This is a genomic window from Alteromonas sp. ABE4_545, assembly GCF_056161325.1.
Map to the genome: position 1 here is coordinate 49,340 of NZ_JBSWYY010000012.1, position 15,424 is coordinate 64,763.

Below are 15,424 nucleotides of genomic sequence, written 5' to 3' on the forward strand. Positions count from 1 at the left end.
ATGATGAAAATATGGTTGTCACTGGTAGGCGGTGCGTTATTAAGCCTACAGTCTTACTCTTTGTTCGCAGAAGAAAAATCGGAAGCAGGATTTCGTGCTTATTTACAAACTCTGAGCGCGGAAGCGAAAGAGCAGGGCTTTGACGAAAGCTTTGTTTCAGAGGTGCTGACGGGCGTGGAGTATCGCGCCACCGTTGTCAAAGCAGATAAAAATCAACCTGAGCGTAAGATAACGTTAGACTCATACCTAGCGACCCGCGTGCCCGATTGGAAAGTAAAACAAGCGGTAGACCTCACCGAACAGCACAAGGCGTTACTCGACAAAATAGGCGAAGAATACGGGGTACAACCACGATTTATTGTCGCGTTGTGGGGCAACGAATCTAACTTTGGTAAGATTCAAGGCAACTTCTCAGTGTTGTCAGCGCTTGCGTCCTTGGCTTATGAAGGCCGTCGAGAATCGCTGTTTAAAAAGAACTTCTTTGCCGCTTTAACCATTCTGAAAGAAGGCCATATTAGCCCTGAAAAACTCAAAGGTTCTTGGGCTGGTGCAATGGGGCAAAGTCAGTTTATGCCCGTGTCATTCTTACATTACGCTGTGGACTATGACGGCGACGGTCGCAAAGATATTTGGTCTACGCCCGCCGACGTTTTTGCTTCAATTGCTAACTTTCTTGCTTCCGAAGGGTGGGACAATAACGGCACATGGGGCCGCCAAGTATCAATTCCTGAGACCTTTGATAGCAGCGTAAGTGGCCTGTCAAAGCAGCATTATGTTTCTTTGTCTGAGTGGCAGAACAAAGGCGTACGCCGATACAATGGCACCGATTTGCCCACAAATAACATTAATGCGTCATTGATTATGCCTGATGGTCCGAAAGGGCGTGTTTATCTGGTGTATAATAACTTTCATACATTGATGAAATGGAATCGTTCATCGTATTTTGGTGTAGCGGTTGGCTACTTATCTGATCGCATTAAACGAGGCTACTAGTGACCTATCGTCATCATACTCATCAAGCACAACCCATTGACTTGCCCACCGGCAAGGCGGTGTGTGTTGGGCGTAATTATTTAGACCACATTCAAGAGCTCAATAACGATGTGCCAACCGAAGCATTGTTGTTCATTAAGCCAACAACGGCCATGTGTGACATGCATCAGGCCGTTGCTATCCCAACGCACTTGGGTGAATGCCACAATGAGCTTGAACTGGCGTTATTGATTCAATCTCCGTTGACTAAGGCCAGTGCTGAAGACGCACTAAATGCTGTGTGGGGCGTAGGTATGGCGCTAGATTTAACACTGCGCGACGTGCAATCTCAATTAAAAGCCAAAGGCCATCCCTGGGAGCGTGCTAAGGCATTCGATCGCAGTTGTCCTACTTCGGGGTTTATCCCTTTATCTGAGGTGGAAGATATCACCAATATTGATTTTACGTTAAGCGTCAACGGCAAAATTCAGCAACAAGGCAATAGTCAATTGATGATACGCAATATGGTGAGTTTGTTAGTTGAAATATCTGAGCAGTTTACCTTGATGCCCGGCGATATCGTGTTAACTGGCACGCCCAAAGGGGTGGGGCCGTTGCAAGTCGGTGACGAGCTAACAGCCACACTCAGCGACAAAATGTCGGTGTGTACGAACGTGGTTGAAGCGTTATGAATTTCTGGGAATCTAAGTCGTTACAAGAGATGAACGACAAAGAGTGGGAAATGCTATGTGATGGCTGTGGTAAATGCTGTTTGCATAAGTTTATCGACGACGATGACGCCGAAGACTCAACGCACACCGACTATATTCGTGAGGGTGAGCAAATACACTACACCAAAATTGTTTGTGACTTACTCAACACAAAATCATGTGAATGCACGCGTTACACTGAGCGTACAGAGTTGGTACCAGAGTGCGTGAAGCTGACCAAAGACAATTTAAAAGATATCTTTTTTATGCCGCCTAGTTGCACCTACCGACGTTTATACGAAGGAAAGGGCATTCCGAGCTGGCACCCATTGCTCAATAAAGGCAAAAAATCTGCGATGCACAAACAGGGGATGTCAGTAAGAGGCAAGACCGTATTTGAACACCAAGTAGACCTTGATGACTTTGAAGACTACATAGTGATGTGGCCTCTAGAGGACATCGACTAACTCCTCGATTAGCAAATGCGCCGCTTAACTACAGCGGTGCCTGCTATTTTGTCGTGCCAGCCTTGTTTTTTCTTATCGTAAATAATCCAAATAAACCCAGCACCCAGCGGTAGTAAAGCAACGTAATAGCTCAGGTAGCGCACAATACATTGCCGTGTTGTGAGTTTGTTCCCCGTTCTAATATCAACCAATATCATACCCAATAGCATTTTGCCGGGTGTGGCTGAACGATAAACCCAAAAAATGACCACGGCACAAGCGGGAGCAAGGTACTGCACTAAAATATCAACGGCGGTGTTAGCGTTATGAGAAGCCATAAAGTAGGGCTTGCCGTAAATAGCAAACATGATCGGCACGGTGAATAACATGACAAAAAATGAGTCGATCAAAAACGCAAAAAAGCGGGGAACAAAGCCTGCGAAGTGATATTCAGTCATAGTTAAAGTCGATCCTAAGGTGTGAGAGACGGCAAGTTGAGCACATACTGTAGCGTAAGACGATGGTATACCGACACAGGGCTAACACCCAACACCCTTGCGCCGAGTTTATCAGCAATGCGATTACTGGCGATATTGTCGGGTTCTATCAGCAAACTCAATTGTGCGACTGGCGTGAATAGCTGTATTGAGCGACAAAACTCACGACACATTATAAACCCCAGCCCTTGGTTGGCGCAGTGTGGCACTACCCAATATCCTAAGTTATAAACGTGGCTGAGTTCAGGAACGTGGGTGATGCATATCATGCCGAGGCACTGTTCCTGATGCATTAGCAAATAATACACGCCTTTGCCAATAGTGCGTTGAGCTTGCATGTACTGACACGTACGCTTGGCTGATTGAATAGTGGCAGGGCAGGCGTCGGCATACATACGCGGTAATACGCTGTTTAGTGCACGCGAGGCTGCGTTGACAAGTGGGTATAGATACTGTGTGTTGATACTTTGCAGGTAACAAGCCCCAACAGATGTTCGGATGGGGCCTATGCTATTTGGCAGGGCGTAAAATGATTGACTCAAAAAGGCTTTTTATCAATCAGTCGGCAAAGGAATACTACCGCGAATGTAATGAAGTACAGTGCAAATATCACACTCATCCATTCGGCCATTCCCATTGACAAAAACTGCCATGAATCTTCAAGGCAATCGCCTTTGGCTTCGAATACCCACGGTAACCACTCGTGTAACGGTGCCCAGCTCGGGAAGTTGGGCACAATTTCGCAAAATGAAAAAAACGGGTTGGTTGAGTGAATAATATCAACATGCTCACGAGCAACCAGAAACCCTCGTGCGGCGGAATACGCCCATAAGGCGAAGCCAAGTAGGCGGGTTACTCCGTTGTTGGCAATGAGCACCAACAGGCCGGCCAGCACAATGCCATACATGGCAGTACGTTGGTATATACACATGATGCATGGCAACAGACCCATGCCATATTGGAAGTATAATGCGGCAACTTCCAGTGCCAAAGCGGTAGCAAAGAGCACAACCCAACTTGATTTGCGCTCGGCCGCCTGGCTAATCCAACTTACAACTGACATACGTTTCCCGGTTATTAATTAATGACTTGCTGCCGCTTCGACACCAACACCCGAGTGATGTTCAATCAAATGCATGTTGTAAAGCCAATCTGTTAAATCGGCAAGGCCGAAGTAAGTCATGGCTAAACCGACAATCGTTAATACAATGGTGTATGGCAGTGCCATTACAACCATTCTTCCGTAAGACAATCGCAACAATGGCGCAATGGCTGACGTGAGCAAGAACAAGAAGGCAGCTTGTCCGTTTGGCGTAGCAACAGAAGGCAAGTTTGTACCTGTATTAATGGCAACCGCTAGCATGTCGAATTCATCGCGTGTAATACGGCCTTCGAGTAATGCTGTGGTCACTTCTGTAATATATACCGAACCAACAAATACGTTATCCGACACCATCGACAACAAGCCGTTGGCGATGTAGAACATCACGAGTTGAGTTTCGCCTTCAAACGTCAATACCCACTCGATAACCGGCTGGAATAAGCCTTGGTCGATAATTACGGCCACAACACCAAAGAACACACACAATAGCGCAGTAAACGGTAGGGCCTCTTCAAACGCTTTACCAATGGCGTGTTCTTCAATAACACCACTCATAGACGTCGCAAGCACAATAACAGACAAGCCGATAAGGCCAACCGCAGCAAAATGGCCTGCAAGACCAACAACCAGCCATACGCCAATTAGCGCTTGTACGGCTAGGCGCGCAGTGTCACGAATTGTGCGATCTTTGTCCATGTGGGTTTCGTAATCGACCAAAATAGCATGCACAACGTCAGGGAGCTTCGCGCCGTAACCAAATACTTTGGTTTTTTCGAGTAGTATGGTAGTGGCTAAACCTGCAAAAAACACAGGAATGGTAATGGGCGACATGCGTAAAAAGAACTCGATAAAGTTCCAGTCAGCTTTATCGGCAATAATTAGGTTCTGTGGTTCGCCAACCATGGTCATTACGCCACCGAGCGCGGTACCTACCGCAGAGTGCATCATTAAGTTGCGCAGAAAGGCACGAAAGTCTTCTAAGTCGTCACGACCCGGCACGTGGTCATCTGAGGTGTGGTCGTGATCGCTGTGAAATTCTTTACCCGACGCGACTTTGTGGTAAATGGTATAAAAACCAAGCCCCACCGCAATAATTACGGCAACTACCGTTAATGCGTCGAGGAATGCAGACAAGAACGCCGAAGCAATGATGAAAGCCAGCGACAACACCATTTTGTTCCGCACCCGAATAACGAGCTTGGTGAACAAGAACAGCAGCAGGTCTTTCATAAAGTAGATACCCGCTACCATGAACACCAATAACAAGAGAACGTCTAGGTTCACTTCAATTTCATGCAGCATGTGGTCAGGCGACGTCATGCCGATAAACATGGCTTCGATTAGTAATAGCCCACCGGGTTGAAGCGGGTAGCATTTCAATGCCATTGCGAGTGTGAAAATAAACTCGATGACCAAAACCCATCCCGCTATGTACGGATTAACGAAATGGAACAGCAATGGGTTCAAGACAAGGAAAGCAAGAATCGTTTGCTTGTACCACTCTGGGGCGTGGCCTAAAAAGTTTTTGTACACTGCCATTGGCATAGAAGTTTGCATGGATAACTATCCTTTTACATCGTCGGCGTTAATCGCATTTGTGTTTATTGTATTTACCACAAATGGCTGAAAATCATCAGCTTAATTTGGGTCGCTTTACTACCTGAATGTCCAGTTGGCGGACTTTATCTGGCCCAGACTAACTCAAATTTTAAAAATGCGGAAGCCTGCTTAGTTTAAGTTTTAAACGATTAGGCATGCAAAACGCATAATTTTTCGTTAAAACTTGAGTTTTTGTTGTCCAAACCGCATTACCTGTGTGTTGGTATTGCCAAAGGACAGCCGCGTAGCCAAAAGCTGCGACTACAAAATGAGCATCAAATGACTCCGTTAATTGGCCTGTGTGTCGACGATTTAGGGTCTGACGTTATTAACAATTTGATGCTAAAAAAGTTGCATGGTTAAACGGGCATGTCACAACAACGCTAATAGTGTAGACCCCTGTTTATCGGTTGTGTATGTCATTTCTATGATAATAATGCTATTTGCGAAATAAATACGGGGAATAATAGCTAATTGTCGGATTATTTAATTTGTTAATGAAAAATCGTCTGGTACAATCAGTTTGAAAATAACAATAACCTGCATGCGAGTGAGTTATGATTTACAAGGCGCAGAGCCCAGCAGGGTTTGCCGAAGAATATATTGTGGAGTCAATTTGGAGTGGGCGTTTCCCTCCTGGCACCATTTTACCGGCTGAACGAGAATTGTCAGAGTTAATCGGCGTGACTCGTACGACATTACGTGAAGTATTACAGCGTCTTGCTCGCGATGGTTGGCTAACAATCCAACACGGCAAGCCCACAAAAGTGAACAACTTCTGGGAAACCTGTGGGTTGAATATCCTGTCTACATTGGCTCGACTAGACCAAGAAGGCATTCCTGAGTTGGTCGACAACTTGTTAGCGGCGCGAACCAATTTGAGTGCGGTGTTCATCCGTGGTGCTATTCGTCACAACGCCGAAGAAGCGATTGCAGTGATCAGCCGTTACAAAGATATTGAACAAGACGGCAAAGCTTATGCCGAGTTTGATTATCGTTTGAATCACGACCTAGCCCTTGCCTCAGGTAACAAAGTGTTTGTACTCATGATGAACGGGTTTCGCGATTTGTATTCTCGTATCGGAGGGTTCTTCTTTTCTCATGAATCCTCGCGTCGCGTGGCAGACGAATATTACGAGAATTTATTAAATGCCGCCAAAGAAGGTCAATACGACGCGGTCGCAGATATTATCCGTCAATATGGTGTTGAATCTGGCAAAGTGTGGTTGCAAGTAAGAGAGTCTATGCCTACGGACATTGTCGACTAATTCATCCCTTCATCGAATTATTCAAAAGCACGCAAATTAAGCGTGCTTTTTTCGTTTTTAGTATGCGCTTTCTAATTCTTTTGCATAGCATGATATTAGTCACAGAGGAGATTCATTATGTCAGCTACAGACGATATCAAAGCAAAAATTAACGAAGCCGAAGAGTTTGCACGCAAAATTTGGTTGGCGGGATTGGGGGCCTATGGCAAAAGTGTGGATGAAGCACAAGGCCGCTACGAAAAATTGAGTGCTGATGCATCAAAGATGTTTGAAGATTTGGTTACTAAAGGCGAGAGCATTGAGGGGGATGCGAAAACCAAGGTAAAAGAAGCCACTTCAGAAGTTGAAACTCGCGTTGCCGACGTGCGCCGCAAGTTGGGCTTAGATGCAGACCCTGCCGATCAAAAAATTGAAGAGTTGTCAGCCAAGGTTGATGCGTTAACTGAAGCGGTTGCCAAACTTGCTGCTGCACAAAAGTAAATGAACATAACGCAGGCGTAATGCCTGCGTAGTTTTATTCAAGCCGTCAGGAGGAGTGTGAGATGACAGCGAAAAATTCGACTAGTAAGTCGGCTTCACCCGTTACTGCCTTGTTTGACGCAGGTCTCGGTTTTGTGGCGTCACAAACAGAATTTGTGAAGGCTCAGCTCGATACATTGAAGTCGCGCTCAAGTGAGACGATAGATGACCTAGCTGCACGTGGTGAAGCGGTTGATGCACAAATTAAACAGTCTTTGGCATTTAGCCCGACAAAAGGGATGACAGCGTTTTTTGATTGGTTGCCGTCTTTCAACACTAAAGCACAAGCACGAGAGCAACAGTTGGCAGTGTTGTCGACAAAAATTGATTTATTAATTGAGCAAGTGGCTCTGCTAGCCGCAAAAAAAGCGAAAAAGCAGGAAGCGCCAGCTAAAAAAACGACAACCCGTCGTAAAACAACAACCACGGCGAAAAAGACTACCACAACGCCCAGAAAGCGAACGTCAGCTGCAAAGTCCACGTCGACGGCAGGGTCATCAACGGCCGGTGATGAAGCGAAAAGCGAATAACTACGCGAGTTAGTCGCCCGCTTTCTGTATGTCTGCTTTAGTAGGCCGAATTCGCTTAGCTAAAAGTGCAAAGAGAGGCAATAAAAGCGCAACCCCTAAGGTGACGTTTAATGCCATATAATGGTTGGGTGAGCGATAAATCCATCCGTTTTCGCTACCCCATGGGTAGCGAGACAGTTGCGATTGGTCCGCAATCACCCCAACAAACACCCCTTCTGAGAGTACAAACCCACCGAGTACGGCAAGCAAAATAACAAACAGATAGACGGTATATTTTATTGATCGCTCAACGATACGTCCTTTTATCCTCGATTCCATAAGTTTTGGTTTTTCTTCACTGAAAAATAATCGCTCGGCTCCCAAAAACTAGGGATCAGTTCTTCCAAGTCATTGGGCGTAAAGTTGTTATACAACTGACTCATGATTTCGATCAACCTTTCTTTACCCATTCGCATCAATTTTTTCTTATTGGCGGGGAAAAACAGGTTTGTTGCCCGCGTAACCACTTGGTCATTCCCCGACGTAATAAACGTTAAGTTGCGCGACGCTACACGACAGGTAGGTTCGGCAGGGTGTTTGGGGTTTAGGTGTGAAACAATGGCAAATTCGTATTGATCCCGTTCGTGGCCTTTTTCATTAGTGGGAATAAAAGTAATGCCAAAGCCCTGAGGAAAGTACCCTACGATTGAAATAAACCCGTCTGCGAGCTTAGGGTTGAGTTGGCCCTTTTTCGCTAATTGTTCGATCAGCAAATAGCCTTTTGGCAAAGCCTGACGAGAGTAGTCTGATTTTGTCGAAAAAATAATGGAGGTATAAATTTGTGGGATTTTGATCAGCTCCCCCAAATAGCCCTTACCAGTGAACGCTTCACGGGTAATTTCCAACACAAAATGCATAACGTGCTTTTGAGTGAGCATAAAGTCATCGCGCTCACCCTTGTCATTACCAATATAGGCACGCATACCTAGGCCATTTTTAAGGTAATCAATAGTATGATGATAATTGAGCCTGAGCAGTGTCATGCGCTCTTCGTTGGGCAGCAAACGAAACTCATCATCTGAGCCATCTTCGCCGTGCAAAATTCGCAACGCTTTTGGGTGCTGCATACCAATATCTTGCATAATACAGGTGATAATAAGTGGGATAGCAATTTCGTTTTCCCACCGTTCTCGCCAGTATCGATTGCCCTGAAAGCGCGAGATTATGTCACTGTACTCAATAAGCAGCGGGTCGCTAATAGATTGTGTTTCAATGGCTTTGTCGATAAGCCTGAGGCACAAAACGGCTTTATAAAGGGGTTTTAAGCGCTGATGATAGCGCGCAAAATTGATCACATTTCCTCGGGTGATCAACAGCATAGTGCCTAAAAACTTGGAGCTTAATTGCTGGGTTTCCTGATAAGTATCGCCTTCACATAGTGCGATTAAGCGTTTAGCAACGCTAATGGCGTACTCTAAACGATTGAGACGGTCGCTTTCAATTCGCTGCCGCAGCTGTTTTTCGTGTCGTCTTAATTCGTCGTAGTTGGCGGGCATTTGTTTGGCGCTTTCCGCCGCTTTTACTGTGTCTTGACTGTTTTTTAGTTTTTTCTGTTGGCTGGGACTTTCGCGAAAATAGGTTCGCGCGTCTTTAAATAAAGAAGGCGCAGAGAAGTCGGCGGGATACACCATTTCTATCAGTTGTTTTACACCCTGCGTATAGTTGTTGTCAGGGTTTGCGATTTTACTTTTCACCGTTTTGGATGTCTCGTAAGTCTGTCGGTGAGCAAAATCCTGTGCTCACATTACCGAACGTCTATTAATGCATGTAGGCAAAAAGGGCAAAAGCCCTAGCTATGTCCTAATTCAGTTGCTTCACGTTTCTTCAATAGTGCTAAATAATAACGCAAAGTTTCACTGATTTTTGTATTTCTTTCAATAATATCGAGTTGTTGCCAAGTGGCGCGTTCGCCACTTTCGATCAACGACTGAATATTATCCAGTGTCGGATTAGCCAATATCATGGTGAGGCTTTTTAATTGGTGAGAGGGAATAATGTTGATATTGCCAACGTATTGTTGGTCTATGATCGATCGTACCTTGTGCAACGCCAGCTTGACTCCGCGATGACCAACCATCTGTTCAAGTAAATCAAATGCATAAATACTGTTACTTTTGGCTAGCTGGCCCAGGTGACGCCAAGTGATAGAGGTGAAATTCGACGCTTGGTTTTTGCTGGTGGCCAGAAACGGTATGGCCAACGGGTTTGTTTGGCTCACAATGCTGTGGTTTACGCCATAAAGTCGGGCCAAGCGGTCAAAGGGAAGGTCAGCCATAATGGAGCCATCGGCGAAACGGCGGTTGGGAATATAAGGTACTATATTGCCCTCAGCATTCTTCGCTTTTAACTGAACCGGAGAAAACACAATCGGCACTGCGCAAGAAGCCCTGACTGCTTGAGTAATAATGGCATTGGGCGAAGTTTTCGCATTGAGCAATCGAGAATACTGATGTAAATCAGCCGGCGATACAGTAACTGTGATATGACGGCCGGTTTTCTCGAACGCTTCTTCAAATGTCATTACGTCGAACAATTCAATTAATGCATTTTCTAGCGCGCTGGCGTCAAACAAACTTTTGCTGTTCAATCGCGGGCTGAGCGAACGCCACATTTTGAATTTGTCGAAGATAAACTCGGCTTTCAGTGATTCGAGCAACTCCTCGTGAGTGCGGGTGCCAAGCATAGCAGCAATAATAGAGCCCGCACTGGCTCCTGAAATAACCGTTGGCAATAATTGCTTTTCGTTCAGCGCTTTTACTACGCCACAATGGAAGAATCCCAACCCGGCGCCGCCTGATAGCATTAAACAACTGCGACCAAATGCGTGCGCGGTTTCTTCAAAAAAGTGGAGTTTATCGTAAAAATCTACTTCATCTTCGTTGGCGTGATAAATAAAGGCGAGGGCGTCTACTACTTGTTGAATGAACTGTTCGATTAGGGATTTGGTGCCAATTTTACAGTGGCCTAGCAAGTCAGGGGAGGCAATATTCCCAAGGTTGCCGTGTAAACCTTCATGCAGAATCGACATTAAGCCCGTTGGGTTTTGTTGCCCTAAAGCGAGCTGAATACGCTGTGAGCGTTTTCGAATTAAGCGGTAATCGTAATCTCGGCAGGGATCTTTTTGCTTCCATTCGTCCGCACCAGAAATTGCATCGTGGGCCAAGCAGGCTTCACGATATTCTTGGTAACTTGAAGCGTGCTCTATGGCTTGTTCAAGTTCATAGCGTTGACGGTTAAACATAACTCTCCTGAAAGCTCGTACAGAAAAACCAAACTGACCACTCAAGCACTTTGTTGGCAATGCAAAAACAGCCTACTGTAGTTAAGTGTATGCAAGCTAATTAGAAACGACTACCCAATTTTTGCTTTTGTGTTAGGTCACACTAACATCAGGTTTAATCGAATAACCATTGACCAAAGTCCGGCCAATCAGTAGCCTGACACAAACAACAATCACAAGGCGCATTTGTCGCACATGGAATGGAATGTACAGACGCTAACGTTATTGCTGATCCCACTGATTAGCGCCATTGTTGGCTGGCTGACAAATTACCTCGCAGTAAAAATGATGTTTTACCCACTGGACTTTGTTGGGGTTAAGCCCATTTTCGGGTGGCAGGGGCTCATTCCTGCTAAACGTCGGGAAATGGCTGAAATTGAAGTTGAGCTAGTACTTGGCAAGCTCTTGAGCGTGGAAGAACTGGCGAGCCAGCTAGACCCTGATGAACTAACGCGTGCCATTGAGCGTCGACTCAAGCAAGTGTTACAGAAAATTGTGAATGACGTTATGGCTGATTCTGCTCCTGAATTATGGGCGGCCTTGCCTCGGCCGGGTAAGCAGCTGGTTTATAAACGCATCGAAAAAGACATTCCCCGTGTCGTCAGTAAGCTGGTAGACGATTTCCAATACAACATTAACGAAATTCTCGATATTAAAGAGCTGGTGGTTGAGCAACTCGTTAACTCTCCCGAGTTAATCAATGAAATTTTCCTCACAGCTGGTGAGAAAGAATTCCCGTTTATCATTCGTTCAGGATTTTATTTTGGCTTTCTGTTTGGATTGCCGACAATGTGGTTTTGGAGTGTCAGCCAATCGTGGTGGATTTTGCCTTTAGGCGGTTTGTTGGTGGGGTATTTAACCAATTGGATCGCGATAAAAATTATATTTGAACCCAAACATCCCATCCGCTTCGGGCCAATTACATTTCAAGGAATGTTTCTCAAACGACAAAACGAAGTGTCAGAAGTTTATGCCGACATAGTAGAAAAGAAGCTGATTAACTCGAAAAACATTACGCACATGATTTTGCATGGTTCAGGTTCTGCGCAATTGCTGGAGCTCATTGAGTTACATGTGAATGATGCCATCGAGCGTTATGTAGCGGTGGCACAACCCTATTTTTCTTTGGGGATCGGCTCGCAAAACTATTTCAAAATGAAGCAAATGGCGGTGGCACAGCTATTTGATAATAGCGACAAATATTTACTCTATGCTTTTGACTATGCCAACGAAGCTTTACACGTGGGAGAGAGTTTAAGTACGCGTTTAAAAGCTCTGTCGCCCGAAGAGTTTGAAGGTGTGCTGCGGCCAGCCTATCAGGCTGATGAGTGGAAGCTCATTGTTACCGGTGCGGTATTGGGCATGCTGGCGGGGATCGGTCAGATTTATTTTATTTTTAATTAAGGATTTCACTTGGCCAGTAAAACGGCAGAACGCATTTTGCTTACCGCGCTCACCCTGTTCAATGAGCATGGCGAGGCGGCAATAACCAGTGTTGATATTGCAATGGAGATGGATATCAGCCCTGGTAATTTGTACTACCACTTTAAGGGTAAAGAAAGCATTGTCGATGCGCTCTTAGCCATGCACAAGCACAATATTTTGCCTATCGTTGCGCCTTCATCGCTCAATGCATTGGACGATGAAGAGTTCATTTATTTCTTCTATATTATCTTAGAGCGTTTATTGCTGTTTCGTTTTGCCTATCGCAACGCGGCAGATTTGGCAGAAAAGTATCCCAAAGCGGCCAAACATCATCAATGGGTGATAAGCCAATTAACCTCGGCCATATCGACTTTGCTCAATCGAGGGGCGCAAGCGGGTTTACTGAAAGCCAGTAAAGACGAAAACGAGTTATTAGCTGAAATGCTAATGATGGTGTTGATTCAACACTGCCAACCCATCGAGAGTGTAAAGTTTACATTGGGCGCGAATGGGCGAGATGAAGAAAGTGTGAAATACCATGCGGTTTCGCAAGTACTCACCTTGTTGTTACCGCGCTTTGTAGACAGCGGCGACAAAGTAGCACAGTTAAAAAAAGCCATTCAGCAGCATGACTTGGCGAACCTCAGTCATCAACTCGACACGCGATTAAAGGAATAACCCCATGGCGAAATCTCTATCGTTTTTAGACAAGTCCTTCTGGATTGTGGAGTCAGACGATAATCCGAAACACGTGGGTTGTTTACAACGTTTGCTCCTGCCTGAAAATGTAGAGGCTGAACCTTATTTAACTGCGCTATTCAGCGAATTTCGCAATTACGCCAAAACCTGCCCGCCGTTTAATTGTCGTGTAAAAGCCATTCTGGGCTATCCGGTCGGGCTGCAACCGGTGAAGTCGTTGAACATGGATTACCACGTGCAAATTCATGTGGTCGACGATGTGACCGACCGTGTGGCACTGGATGACTTTGCGGCCACGTTACACGAGTCGCGTTTAGATACCGATAAGCCGTTGTGGCAATATCATTTTATTTTCTCGCCTAATCAACGTGAATACGCAATTTACGCTCGTGTGCATCACCTGTATGGCGATGGCGCCACCTTGGTTCGTTGGTTTCAAGCGGGTTATGCGTCAACACCATCCGACAAACCTATCGTCCCAGTTTGGGGGATGCGAAAATTACTGCACAAGCCGCGCTCTCACCCCAAACGAACACGCCGTTACTGGTATAATTTTTTAGCTGGGCTGGCCACCACACGCGATTTTTTGGTGATTATGTTACGGCTGTTGATGAAGCTGGTACGCATTAATGTGCACTACATGCCCATTCCTTTTAGCGGCACTAAAACTTTGCTCACGGGGCAAGTGAGGGGCGGGCGAGCCGTAGCAACCATGGAGCTGGACTTTAATCGAGTTAAGGCGTTGGCGAGGCGAACTCGGGCATCAGCCAACGAAATTTTGTTGTGTGCGTTCGATATTGGCGTACACAAACTCCTACAAGAGCATGGGCATATATTTAATAAAGCGTTACTGACGAATATGCCTATTAACTTGCGTAAACCGGGAGAAAAAACCACCGGTAATAAAATTGCCATTGTGCCGGTGCAATTAGCCCACGGCGAGCAAGATCCGTATTTGCGTTTGCGCCAAATTATCTACCATCACCGCATAGTGAAACACGCTGCGCAAAAAGCTATGCCGGGTGCGTTTACAGGCTATACCATTGCGATCCAAGCGTTGTCTTTGGTCTTCGAGTGGTTGCATTTGTCTAATTGGATAAAACCTATCGGTAATATTTTGGTGTCGAATATTCCTGGCCCACGGGATGAACGTTACCTGAAAGATAGTAAGTTACTGGCCTGTTACCCTATATCTACAATGACGCCGGGCGGCGGGGTGAATATTACCTTATTGACGTACGCCAATGTGGCCAATATTGGCATGGTGTGTTGCAACAAAGACATCAAGAGCTTACAGCCTTTAGCCGACTATGTGGCCGATGCGTTTGATTTATTAGAAGCATCTGTCGACAACCCTCGTCTTAAAATTGACGATTTAGGCGAACATGAAGAAGAGATGCCAGTTTCAATTGTGTCCGACCACTAAATTAACACTCTGCGTTAGTGCTCTAAGGGTGAGGCTCCTGTTCTGCAAACCAAAACTTAAGCTGGTTGTTGTGCACGGTAACGCGTTTGCCCAAGGCTTTGAATAATCGTTCACGCCATATGTGATCACGCAGAGAAAATGTGGTCGGCATGCTATCGAGTTGAGCCATAAGTTGCTGTTGAATTTGTGGCTTATGGTAATCGAGTACTTTTTGTTTGTTGCCTTGCAAAAATAACCGCAAGTAGTCGAGTACCTGACTACGAGTGCCTGGCGTTATCACATCCAATGCGACTTTGAGTGGTTGCGTCAATATGTTCGCAATATTGCTTACAGGTGCAATTTTGTCGATGAGAAAGCGGGTGTCATTTAACAGCGCGTAATCGTCATTTACGAAGGTGAGGGCGTTGAGTTGGATGTCGATAGCTCTTACCGTATGTAAATCGGAGTCGTAGCAAGGTAAGGCGCTGAGGGTCGATGAAACATGGGCGCGATAAATTAAATTCCCCATGATCCTGATTTCTATCTCGCTCAGTATGCGTAGATGTACGCGAGTGGTATTTGGGGGCATTTCAACCTTGCCTCGAATACACCGAAGCTGAGCATTGCCTATTGGAATATCAATAGGGATCGTCACCGGAAACAGTTCGCTCACCAGTGTACTCAGTTCTTCTTCACTAAACGCATCAAACCGAAGCTTGTTGAGTTTTACCAAGGCATATGCTGTCCAGAAGTGTAGTGTTTCCTTCAAACTCAACGATGGCATCAGACAGTTCTTTCCCTGTTTAATCACTTTTGCTACGCCTAGTTGCGTGAGCAAAGGTATAAAATCGCGCAACTAATCAGTGGTACTTTAACATAATCCGTTTATCTGATGAATGTCATTGTGTATGCTGATTGAGTAAAAAGCCGTCT

General features: G+C 45.5%; 17 protein-coding genes. 9 read left to right on the forward strand and 8 right to left on the reverse strand.

The features are described 5' to 3' along the window. The first annotated feature begins 3 nt into the window (after window positions 1-3). Genes ACXAH6_RS12320 through ACXAH6_RS12330 form a run of 3 tightly spaced genes read left to right on the forward strand, consistent with a single transcriptional unit; the run spans window position 4 to window position 2,149 of the window. The gene (locus tag ACXAH6_RS12320) at window positions 4-993 is read left to right on the forward strand and encodes a lytic murein transglycosylase (RefSeq protein ID WP_474877337.1); all 990 of its coding nucleotides are present in this window, start codon (window positions 4-6) and stop codon (window positions 991-993) included. Next, window positions 993-1,664 (forward strand): fumarylacetoacetate hydrolase family protein, encoded by a 672-nt coding sequence (locus tag ACXAH6_RS12325; protein ID WP_474877234.1) that lies wholly within the window; start codon window positions 993-995, stop codon window positions 1,662-1,664. The genes ACXAH6_RS12320 and ACXAH6_RS12325 overlap by 1 nt, the downstream gene beginning before the upstream one ends. Continuing rightward, window positions 1,661-2,149 (forward strand): YcgN family cysteine cluster protein, encoded by a 489-nt coding sequence (locus ACXAH6_RS12330; protein ID WP_474877235.1) that lies wholly within the window; start codon window positions 1,661-1,663, stop codon window positions 2,147-2,149. The genes ACXAH6_RS12325 and ACXAH6_RS12330 overlap by 4 nt, the downstream gene beginning before the upstream one ends. 8 nt (window positions 2,150-2,157) lie before the next feature. Here the strand turns inward: ACXAH6_RS12330 and ACXAH6_RS12335 are convergent, their stop codons facing one another. Genes ACXAH6_RS12335 through nhaB form a run of 4 tightly spaced genes read right to left on the reverse strand, consistent with a single transcriptional unit; the run spans window position 2,158 to window position 5,284 of the window. Then, window positions 2,158-2,586, reverse strand: coding sequence for an RDD family protein (locus ACXAH6_RS12335; protein ID WP_474877236.1), 429 nt, complete (start codon window positions 2,584-2,586; stop codon window positions 2,158-2,160). A 14-nt stretch (window positions 2,587-2,600) separates the two neighbouring features. After that, entirely contained in the window at window positions 2,601-3,167 is a 567-nt protein-coding gene (locus ACXAH6_RS12340) for a GNAT family N-acetyltransferase (RefSeq protein ID WP_474877238.1), read from the reverse strand. Beyond that, window positions 3,164-3,688 (reverse strand): disulfide bond formation protein DsbB, encoded by a 525-nt coding sequence (dsbB, locus tag ACXAH6_RS12345; RefSeq protein ID WP_474877239.1) that lies wholly within the window; start codon window positions 3,686-3,688, stop codon window positions 3,164-3,166. Before dsbB ends, ACXAH6_RS12340 begins: the two co-directional genes overlap by 4 nt. Window positions 3,689-3,706: 18 nt before the next feature. Beyond that, complete coding sequence (gene nhaB, locus ACXAH6_RS12350) at window positions 3,707-5,284, reverse strand: sodium/proton antiporter NhaB (protein ID WP_474877241.1); 1,578 nt, start codon at window positions 5,282-5,284, stop codon at window positions 3,707-3,709. 599 nt (window positions 5,285-5,883) lie between these two features. On the opposite strand from nhaB, the gene fadR reads away from it, so the two are divergent. The 3 genes from fadR to ACXAH6_RS12365 all read left to right on the forward strand — a co-directional run bounded on the left by fadR (window position 5,884) and on the right by ACXAH6_RS12365 (window position 7,643). Further along, window positions 5,884-6,594 carry a fatty acid metabolism transcriptional regulator FadR gene (gene fadR, locus ACXAH6_RS12355; RefSeq protein WP_474877242.1) on the forward strand — a complete coding sequence of 237 codons (711 nt, stop codon included), beginning with the start codon at window positions 5,884-5,886 and terminating at the stop codon, window positions 6,592-6,594. 117 nt (window positions 6,595-6,711) lie between these two features. Next, the gene (locus tag ACXAH6_RS12360) at window positions 6,712-7,074 is read left to right on the forward strand and encodes a phasin-related domain-containing protein (protein WP_474877244.1); all 363 of its coding nucleotides are present in this window, start codon (window positions 6,712-6,714) and stop codon (window positions 7,072-7,074) included. Between the two features lie 62 nt (window positions 7,075-7,136). Further along, window positions 7,137-7,643 (forward strand): hypothetical protein, encoded by a 507-nt coding sequence (locus ACXAH6_RS12365; protein ID WP_474877246.1) that lies wholly within the window; start codon window positions 7,137-7,139, stop codon window positions 7,641-7,643. A 9-nt stretch (window positions 7,644-7,652) separates the two neighbouring features. Here the strand turns inward: ACXAH6_RS12365 and ACXAH6_RS12370 are convergent, their stop codons facing one another. The 3 genes from ACXAH6_RS12370 to ACXAH6_RS12380 form a co-directional block, all read right to left on the reverse strand. Next, window positions 7,653-7,961: a hypothetical protein gene (locus tag ACXAH6_RS12370; protein ID WP_474877247.1), complete on the reverse strand. Its 309-nt coding sequence runs from the start codon at window positions 7,959-7,961 to the stop codon at window positions 7,653-7,655. Further along, on the reverse strand, window positions 7,946-9,376 hold the full coding sequence (locus ACXAH6_RS12375) for a hypothetical protein (RefSeq protein ID WP_474877249.1): 1,431 nt from the start codon (window positions 9,374-9,376) through the stop codon (window positions 7,946-7,948). Before ACXAH6_RS12375 ends, ACXAH6_RS12370 begins: the two co-directional genes overlap by 16 nt. A 95-nt stretch (window positions 9,377-9,471) precedes the next feature. Beyond that, on the reverse strand, window positions 9,472-10,923 hold the full coding sequence (locus ACXAH6_RS12380) for a DUF3336 domain-containing protein (protein WP_474877251.1): 1,452 nt from the start codon (window positions 10,921-10,923) through the stop codon (window positions 9,472-9,474). 234 nt (window positions 10,924-11,157) lie between these two features. Between ACXAH6_RS12380 and ACXAH6_RS12385 the strand changes: the two genes are divergently transcribed. From ACXAH6_RS12385 to ACXAH6_RS12395, 3 genes are read left to right on the forward strand one after another with little or no spacing between them, the layout of a single operon-like run. Then, window positions 11,158-12,366: a DUF445 domain-containing protein gene (locus ACXAH6_RS12385; protein ID WP_474877253.1), complete on the forward strand. Its 1,209-nt coding sequence runs from the start codon at window positions 11,158-11,160 to the stop codon at window positions 12,364-12,366. 9 nt (window positions 12,367-12,375) lie between these two features. Continuing rightward, window positions 12,376-13,065 carry a TetR/AcrR family transcriptional regulator gene (locus ACXAH6_RS12390; protein ID WP_474877254.1) on the forward strand — a complete coding sequence of 230 codons (690 nt, stop codon included), beginning with the start codon at window positions 12,376-12,378 and terminating at the stop codon, window positions 13,063-13,065. 4 nt (window positions 13,066-13,069) lie between these two features. Then, on the forward strand, window positions 13,070-14,512 hold the full coding sequence (locus ACXAH6_RS12395) for a wax ester/triacylglycerol synthase domain-containing protein (protein ID WP_474877256.1): 1,443 nt from the start codon (window positions 13,070-13,072) through the stop codon (window positions 14,510-14,512). A 22-nt stretch (window positions 14,513-14,534) separates the two neighbouring features. Here ACXAH6_RS12395 and ACXAH6_RS12400 read toward each other — a convergent pair whose 3' ends face one another. Beyond that, window positions 14,535-15,275 (reverse strand): DUF1439 domain-containing protein, encoded by a 741-nt coding sequence (locus tag ACXAH6_RS12400; RefSeq protein WP_474877258.1) that lies wholly within the window; start codon window positions 15,273-15,275, stop codon window positions 14,535-14,537. Between the last annotated feature and the right edge of the window lie 149 nt (window positions 15,276-15,424).